7 protein-coding genes are annotated in these 6,198 nt (G+C 68.4%); 5 read left to right on the top strand and 2 right to left on the bottom strand.

Annotated features, from left to right (window positions below; genetic code table 11):
- Positions 1–68 precede the first annotated feature (68 nt).
- Both IG88_RS0132685 and IG88_RS0132680 read left to right on the top strand, forming a co-directional pair.
- On the top strand, positions 69–806 hold the full coding sequence (locus IG88_RS0132685) for a YoaK family protein (protein WP_031049162.1): 738 nt from the start codon (positions 69–71) through the stop codon (positions 804–806).
- Between the two features lie 17 nt (positions 807–823).
- A complete protein-coding gene (locus IG88_RS0132680; protein WP_031049159.1) occupies positions 824–1,678 on the top strand; it encodes an SDR family oxidoreductase in 855 nt (284 codons plus the stop codon).
- A gap of 140 nt (positions 1,679–1,818) precedes the next feature.
- Here IG88_RS0132680 and IG88_RS0132675 read toward each other — a convergent pair whose 3' ends face one another.
- Complete coding sequence (locus IG88_RS0132675) at positions 1,819–2,757, bottom strand: GlxA family transcriptional regulator (protein ID WP_031049157.1); 939 nt, start codon at positions 2,755–2,757, stop codon at positions 1,819–1,821.
- A 285-nt stretch (positions 2,758–3,042) separates the two neighbouring features.
- On the opposite strand from IG88_RS0132675, the gene IG88_RS0132670 reads away from it, so the two are divergent.
- Positions 3,043–3,483: a DUF6010 family protein gene (locus tag IG88_RS0132670; protein ID WP_031049151.1), complete on the top strand. Its 441-nt coding sequence runs from the start codon at positions 3,043–3,045 to the stop codon at positions 3,481–3,483.
- A 106-nt stretch (positions 3,484–3,589) separates the two neighbouring features.
- Positions 3,590–3,949, top strand: coding sequence for a hypothetical protein (locus tag IG88_RS0132665; RefSeq protein WP_031049149.1), 360 nt, complete (start codon positions 3,590–3,592; stop codon positions 3,947–3,949).
- A 732-nt stretch (positions 3,950–4,681) separates the two neighbouring features.
- Here the strand turns inward: IG88_RS0132665 and IG88_RS43585 are convergent.
- Positions 4,682–5,092 (bottom strand): hypothetical protein, encoded by a 411-nt coding sequence (locus tag IG88_RS43585; protein WP_031049147.1) that lies wholly within the window; start codon positions 5,090–5,092, stop codon positions 4,682–4,684.
- A 431-nt stretch (positions 5,093–5,523) separates the two neighbouring features.
- On the opposite strand from IG88_RS43585, the gene IG88_RS0132650 reads away from it, so the two are divergent.
- Complete coding sequence (locus IG88_RS0132650) at positions 5,524–6,180, top strand: Crp/Fnr family transcriptional regulator (protein ID WP_031049145.1); 657 nt, start codon at positions 5,524–5,526, stop codon at positions 6,178–6,180.
- Positions 6,181–6,198 lie beyond the last annotated feature (18 nt).

Here is a 6,198-nt window from a genome sequence, read left to right as displayed (position 1 = left end):
TGCCCCACACAGGGCCATGAGGGACGCGCCTTCGCCGGAACGCCGCCACGGCACGAGACCCTGGGCCGATGAAGCCGACGGACGGTGATGCCTCGTACCTGGTGGGGCTGTTCGCGCTCACGGTTGCCACCGGCCTCGTGGACGCGGTCAGCTACCTGGCGCTGGACCGTGTCTTCACCGGGAACATGACCGGCAACGTGCTGTTCGTCGGCTTCGGCCTCGCCGGGTCGGGAGAGGTTCCGCTGCTGAACAACGCGCTCGCCCTGGCGGGATTCCTCGCCGGCGCGATCGTGGCAGGACGCCTCGTGCACGGGCGCACGCACGTCACCCGACTGCCCACCGCTCACCTGCTGGTCCTGTGCGGCACCGCTGCCACGGCTCTCGCGAGCGGGGTCGCCTGGCTGCTGCTGGGCGCTCCGGCCGGAGGATGGCTGATCGGGCTCACGGCTCTGCTCGCCGCGGCGATGGGCATGCAGGCGGTGGTCGCCCGCGGGGCACGGATCTCCGACGTCACCACGGTGGTCATCACGAGCACGCTGGTGAACTTCGCGCTGGACAGCCCGCTCGCCGGCGGCACCTTCGACAAATGGGTCCGCCGCGCGGGAGCGGTGGTGTCGATGGGTGCGGGAGGGGCCCTCGGCGCGCTGCTGATCCGTGCCTGGTCCGGAGCCGGCGCGCTGATCGTGGCCGGTGCGTGCATGACCCTCGGAGTGGTCGGGCTCGGGGCGGCGCGGCGCAGGGAGGGACACCGGGCGGCCGGCACTCGGACGGTCCTCGAACGACCCGGTGGAAATGCCGGACGATGAACGACAAGGAGTCAGGGATGAGCGAGAACCGAGTAGTGGTCGTCACCGGAGCGGCCCGCGGGATCGGTCGCGCCACGGCCGTGGCCTTCGCACGGAAGGGATACCGCGTCGCCGGGGCCGACATCGCTGCCCCGGTGAGCTCCGCGATGGACTACCACCCGGCGACGCCAGAGGACCTCGCCGAGACCGGGCGGCTCGTCCAGGAGGCCGGGGCCCCGTGGCTGCCAGTGGTCTTCGACCAGCGCGACCGCAGCGCGGTGAAGGCCGGGTTCGACCAGGTCGCAGAGCGCTTCGGAGGGATCGACGTCGTCTTCGCCAACGCCGGTATCCAGGGTTTCGCGTCTCTCCTTCAGATGAGCGACGAGCTCTGGGACGACCAGATCGACGTCAACCTCACCGGCACCGCCAACGTTCTGCGCGCCGCCGCGCCGCTCCTCGTCGAGCGCGGGGGCGGCCGGATCATCGTCACGTCCTCCACCCAGGGGCAGCACGGCACCCTCGACGGCGCAGGCTATTCGGCGTCCAAGTGGGGACTGATCGGGCTGGTGAAGTCGGCGGCCCTCGACCTGGGCAAGCACGGCATCACCGTCAACGCCGTGATCCCGGGACTGGTCAACACGGCGCTCACCCGTCACGAGGACCGCTACGCGCAGATCATCCGCACGGGCGGCCACGAGCCCACCGGCGACATCGCCGAGGACGAGCGGACGGCGGCCGACGCCCAGCGCGGCAAGCTGCCGCTCGGGGTGCCGTGGGTCGAGCCCGAGGACGTCGCACCGCTGGTGGTGTTCCTGGCCTCCGACGAGGCACGCATGGTGACCGGCACCAGCTTCGCTGCCACCGGCGGCGACAGCGCCAACATCACGGCGTGACCCACAACCGCTCGGCGTACTCCCGCCGGACCGCACCCGCCAGAGCGCACCCGCCCACTGACGGGTACGGCTCGACGAACTCCCGCTCCGGGAGCAAGCGGTGTGAGTGATCCGGTCGACGGCGGCTCCGAGCCACTGGTTCAGCCGAAGGTGCGTCGGTAGGTCTGCGGGCTGACGCCGGTGGTGCGTTTGAAGCGGTCACGGAACGTGGTGGACGAGCCGAAGCCGACCTGGCCGGCGATGCGCTCCACGGAGTGCTCTGTGGTTTCCAGCAGGTGCTGCGCCTGGCGCACGCGGGCCCGGTGGAGCCACTGGAGCGGGGTCGTGCCGGTCTGGTCGCGGAAACGCCGGATCAGGGTCCGGGTACTGGTCCCGGCCTGCGCGGCGATGTCGGCCAGGGTGAGGTCGCGGGCCAGGTTCTCGCGCAGCCAGGTGAGCAGCGCCTCCAGTTCGGAGCCCTTCGGCGCGGGGACGTGGTCGTGGACGATGAACTGTGCCTGACCGCCGTCGCGTTCGAGTGGCATCACCGACAGGCGGGCGGCGTGCGCGGCGACCGCCGATCCGTAGTCCCGTCGGATCATGTGCAGGCACAGGTCCATGCCCGCGGCCGCACCGGCCGAGGTGAGGAACTGGCCGTTGTCGACGTAGAGGACGTCCGGGTCGACGTCGACCCCCGGGTGGAGGGCGGACAGCATCCCGGCCGCGCGCCAGTGGGTCGTGACGCGCAGCCCGTCGAGGAGCCCGGTGGCGGCGAGGGGAAAGGCGCCCACGCAGATGGAGGCGATCCGGGTGCCGTCGGCGGCGGCCGACCTCAGCGCGTCGCCCACGGCGGTGGACGGCGGGACCGTGGGATCGGTGACGCCCGGCACGATGATCGTGTCCGCGTCCTGGAGGCCCTCCAGACCCCAGGGGGCACGCAGGGTGAAGGCACCGGTGTCGACCTCGTCGTGCTCGGCGCACACCCGGACCTGGTAGCCGGGCCGCCCGTCGGGCAGGCGGGTCCGGGAGAAGACCTCGATCGGGGTGGACAGGTCGAACGGGATCACCTGGTCCAGCGCGAGAACGGCGACTGTGTGCATGGCCGGAACCTACCCCGTCGCCACACGACGGATGTGGGGCCAGCACCCTCAAAAGGCCATGTCACCGCAGTCCACAGGCCCTCTGAGGCACTTGGCAATTTCCCGTTGACAACTGTCACTCGTGCCACTGTGCCATCTGGTCGGCGGACGGTTGACTTCAACGCGTCGCAGAGAGACCGGCCCTGAAGGACTGCTCCACGCACATCCGGATCGCCGTGTCCGACGGCTTCGCTGCGCTCGACCGCGGCGATCCGCCCCGCCTCAGCAGAAAGAAGTCATTCCGCAATGAGCCTCGTGTCACCGGTGATCGTCGGCATCATCTACTGCCTGCTGATGTCCCTGATCAAAGAACCACACCGACGCCGCTTCAACGCGATCATGGTGGGCGGAGCCGGCGCCGCCTATCTGAGCGGGGGCGGATTCGGCCCGTGGGAGATCCCGTTCGTCGCACTCGCGGCCTACGTCGCCTACCGCGGCCTCGACTCCTGGACCTTCATCGGCCTCGGCTGGCTGCTCCACACGGCCTGGGACACGGTCCACCACCTCAAGGGCAATCCGATTCTGCCGTTCCACCACGACTCGTCCCTGGCCTGCGCCATCTGTGATCCGGTGATCGCCCTGTGGTGCCTGCGCGGAGGACCTTCCCTGATCGCGCTCGCCCGCCGCCGCTTCAGGCCCGGCCGGACAGCGGACCACGCACACGATCACGCCTCCGCCCTCTCCTGACGGGACCGCACCGCAGGGCGGCGTCCGTCTCCAGCCACTGGCTGCACATCCTGGGGACCTCCCTGGGGCACCCGCCGGCGCGGGCCGACGCATAGAATCCGATCCCATGCCGAAGCTTGACGAGCTGCTCGTTGCCATCGCCGCCCTTGTGGAGTCCGGGCAGAGCAACCAGATGTCCCTGACCGTGGTCACCGGTGGTGCCGTCATCACCGGTCGGCTGGCCCCGGAAGCCATGTGGAGGAAGAGGGTGTCGGAGGTGTTGACGGACTCCGCCGACCTGGGCGAGTTCTCCACCATCTTCGACACCCCCGCGAAGACGGACGGCCCGCCCACATACCTGCATTTCCACGTCGCCCGGATCCTGCAGGGCACGGTGGGAATCCCGGAGACGGGCGGTATGTACCGCGTCGCGATCGAGGACGTCAGTGCCTGGACCATGGGCGACTTCAGCTACTCCGACCACTGACTCACCGACCCACGGCTCACCCTGAGGAACCCGTCGTCTTCGCCGGTTCGACCAACCGGCGAAGCGCGGGTTGCGCCGGCGCGGCGTTTCCACCCGCGTCAGTGACTGGCCGTCACCAGTCCGCCCCCCTCGTTTCGAGAACCCGCTGGAAGCTGACCGCACATGCGACCCGTTGTAAGGTCGGGAAACCGCCCTTGACCTGCAAAATCGCAGGCAGGGAGCCCATGCGCAGGAGAACCTCGATGATACGCACCATGTTCAAGTTTAAGATCTAGCATTTGGGTGTCTTTGCAGGTCACAGGTTTGTTGTCCTGCTCGGGTCAGCAAACGGTCAGCATCGGGCGCGGGAGCGTCTCAGCTTGCCTACTAGACAGCTCCACCGCGCCGGTATCCTTCTCGCCCACTGCGCCAACGCCATGGGCTTCGGCTTCGCCACCGTCGTCACTCCGACAGAGAGCCCGAAGCCGCAGCCGACTCCACCGCGGCGACCCTCCGCGTGACCTGCTGTGTCATGATCACCCGCGCCCGTGGGCGGGCTGCCCGGGTCTGCAGGGCAGCCGATTGCCGTGCCACCTGGGGGCCTGCGCGGGTAAGCGATGAGGCGCTGAGCGTGCTCTGGCTGAGCCGAGGGAAGGGCGGGCGCCCGACCCGTACGTACGACAGGCACCCCCGTATCCGCCATGCCGCCGCCTCCCAGCAGCGAATCCCGCTCCTATGCAGGAGATCGTCGCCTCACTCACAACGGGCCTCAGCGTGCGCGGATGACGGACCACTCACGTCCAGACCGATCCGCTGAGCGGCCGCTCTCTCGTCACCGATCCGGACGTCGGCGAGGCGTGCGAGGTCGACGTCCTCAAGAAGGCGTTCTGGGCTCCGCCTGCCCAGACCCACTACGGCCCCACCGTCCGCGACCTCATCGACGTCCAGGCTGCCTCCCGCCAACGCTCCACCGCCGATCTCGAGTCCCTGGTCCGCCGTCGCGCCCATGACGAGTTCAGCCTCGAAGGCCTCCGGGACCGACTCATCGGCGCGGAATGGTATGAGGATGAGGACTACACCGCGTACGGGCTCGCCTCCTGGCAGATCGAAGAACTCAGGGCGTGGGCGCTGGAGTGGGCGGAGGATCTGAGTGCGCGGATCCATGACGAGAACGCCTGAGAGGTGGTCATCGCGCCCCCTCTACGGCCGTTGCAACGAGAGGATGCCGTGTAGCCAGCATGTTCCAACCTGGAGCCGTCGACGGTGGGAGGGCTGCCCTGCACGGCGGATGTGCAGGGCAGCCGAGCGATTCCCCGCAGCGGACTCACGGCGAAACCTTGCTGCGGTAACGGTTAAGCACTGCATCCCGCTCCCACTCCCACGTTCAGTCCGGGGCCGACGGCGGAACTCGGTGACGGCCAGCTCGAAGAGCAATTGCCTCCCGCTTTCAACCCTGCATTGCGAGTGAGCAAGGCGTTCAGTAGTCAGGGAGAGTGATTTCGCCACATGGAATAGTTCCAGCCGATCGCATCGCTGCGACCACGGAATGACGCATTCCGTGGTGACTCGGTAGCCGACTCTCCTAGCGTGATCGCATGAGCGAAGATCGTGCTTTCTCGGTGCGGACTCTCCAGGACTTAGTCTCGGAGGAGGCGTGGACAGGACTGATCCGTTACCCGTGCTGGACCTACGCGCCGGCGGAAATCCTCTTGAGGCAGGGGTCACGAGGGACTCATGTGCTCGCCCTGATCAGTGGAATGGTGAAAGTGGTCCGTACGGACCGCGACGGGCGGCAGCGACTGCTGGCGTTCCGTGGCCCCGGGGAGATCTTGGGGGAGATGGCGCTCCAGCACGGCGGAGAGAGGCTGGCCGATGTGCGAACGATGAGCGAATGCAAAGCGTCTGTGGTCCCGGCGGAGGACTTCCGCCGCTTTGTGCGTGAGTATCAGCTTGCGTATCCGCTCGCGACGCTCGCGTCCAGTCGGCTGCGCGAGCAGACCGAAGTCTACGACGGGGCCGTGCACGAACGTCTTGCCGTGGCGCTGCTCCGTCTGGTCAAGGCTTCCGGCGGTGTGCGTTCCTTCGCCCTGACCAGGGAGGAGTTGGCCCAGCACATCGGAGTGAGCCGCGACACCGTCAGCAAGGCCCTGAGGCATCTCGGTCCGGACCAGGTGCAGTTCGCGAGGAATCGCATTCATGTCACCGGTGTGAAAGCCCTGCGGCTGACCCTCGGTCTGCCCCCTGACGAGTGACAGTAGCGTGCCCCACGT

Origin of the sequence: Streptomyces sp. NRRL F-5650, assembly GCF_000721365.1 — a bacterium.
Lineage (GTDB): Bacteria > Actinomycetota > Actinomycetes > Streptomycetales > Streptomycetaceae > Streptomyces > Streptomyces ardesiacus.
This window is presented reverse-complemented; position numbering and strand designations above follow the sequence as displayed.

What these genes read in the sequence shown, in the direction of transcription:
- IG88_RS0132665 (WP_031049149.1), top strand. Translation starts at nt 3,590, where the DNA reads ATGCCGAAGCTTGACGAGCTGCTCGTTGCCATCGCCGCCCTTGTGGAG.
- IG88_RS0132670 (WP_031049151.1), top strand. Translation starts at nt 3,043, where the DNA reads ATGAGCCTCGTGTCACCGGTGATCGTCGGCATCATCTACTGCCTGCTG.
- IG88_RS0132650 (WP_031049145.1), top strand. Translation starts at nt 5,524, where the DNA reads ATGAGCGAAGATCGTGCTTTCTCGGTGCGGACTCTCCAGGACTTAGTC.
- IG88_RS0132675 (WP_031049157.1), bottom strand. Translation starts at nt 2,757, where the DNA reads ATGCACACAGTCGCCGTTCTCGCGCTGGACCAGGTGATCCCGTTCGAC.
- IG88_RS0132680 (WP_031049159.1), top strand. Translation starts at nt 824, where the DNA reads ATGAGCGAGAACCGAGTAGTGGTCGTCACCGGAGCGGCCCGCGGGATC.
- IG88_RS0132685 (WP_031049162.1), top strand. Translation starts at nt 69, where the DNA reads ATGAAGCCGACGGACGGTGATGCCTCGTACCTGGTGGGGCTGTTCGCG.
- IG88_RS43585 (WP_031049147.1), bottom strand. Translation starts at nt 5,092, where the DNA reads ATGGATCCGCGCACTCAGATCCTCCGCCCACTCCAGCGCCCACGCCCT.